The organism is Psychrobacter sp., from assembly GCF_018260395.1.
GTDB lineage: Bacteria > Pseudomonadota > Gammaproteobacteria > Pseudomonadales > Moraxellaceae > Psychrobacter.
Map to the genome: position 1 here is coordinate 20283 of NZ_JAGLBC010000030.1, position 1188 is coordinate 21470.

The window sequence follows — 1188 nt, forward strand, 5'->3', positions numbered from 1 at the left end:
GCAGGCGCCCTACATAACAATTCGCCTCGACAAAATAAACTTTTCATCGCTCTAAATATGGCGGCCATTCCTCATGAACTTATAGAGTCAGAACTGTTTGGTCACGAAAAAGGCGCCTTTACTGGGGCTACTACCCATCGCCAAGGTCGATTTGAGCAGGCCAATGGTGGTACTTTATTTCTCGATGAAATCGGTGATATGCCCTTTAGTACCCAAACTCGTTTACTGCGTGTGTTGGCAAATGGCGAATTCTTCCGTGTTGGAGGTCAAAAACCTATCAAAGTGGATGTGCGTATTATAGCCGCCACTCATCAAAACCTTGAACAATTGGTAAAAGAAGGTAAATTCCGTGAAGATCTATTTTATAGATTGAATGTGATACGACTTCCCCTACCTCCTTTGCGAGCTCGTCCTGATGATATTCCTGAGCTAATCGAGTTCTTTATGACAAAGGCGGCCAAGGAAATGAAAACCGACAAAAAACAGCTAACATCTGAAGCCCTTCATGTTATGCAATCTTTTAGTTGGCCCGGTAACGTGCGTCAACTCGAAAATGCCTGTCGCTGGATTACAGTTATGGCTACCGGTGAGATTTTAGGTATTGAAGATCTTCCGCCTGATTTAACTGAATTCGCCCAAGGGTATTTTAAAGATCAATCTGAGATTGATAGCGGCGCAATTATAACGGATGCTAATTCAAGTCCTTCAATTGTTACGGATGCAGATATGATTCAACCTTATAATAATGCGGGTCATCACTCTCAAGGTCGTGAAGCTTTTTATAATGACACCCCTTCTAGCATTGGCGAAACTGGAACTTATCCTGGAACTCATCAGGGTAATCTTCATGCCGCTCCTAACTCAACCAACCTTATGTCAACCTCTGCTCAGTCTACAAGCAGTCAACAAAGTAACTGGCAGAATCAACTAAGAGAATGGGCGACAACAGCGTTAAATCAAGGTCAAACTGAAATCTTACAGCTTGCGACCCCGGAATTTGAAAAGATTTTAATCAGTGTGGCTTTAGAACATACCAATGGCCGAAAAGGCGAAGCTTCAGACTTGTTAGGATGGGGACGCAATACGTTGACTCGTAAAGTAAAGTTATTAGGGATTGGAGCAGACATTGAGGAATCTTAATTCAACTGCTGTGAGTCATGTAATTTAGTGAGTCAAAGTTTTAAAATA

Annotated in this window: 1 protein-coding gene; it reads left to right on the forward strand. The window is 42.3% G+C overall.

Going from position 1 to position 1188, the window contains the following annotated elements:
• Positions 1 to 1140: sigma 54-interacting transcriptional regulator (locus QZ265_RS04080; RefSeq protein WP_296403669.1), on the forward strand; the 1140-nt coding region annotated here is incomplete at its 5' end.
• Positions 1141 to 1188: the final 48 nt, after the last annotated feature.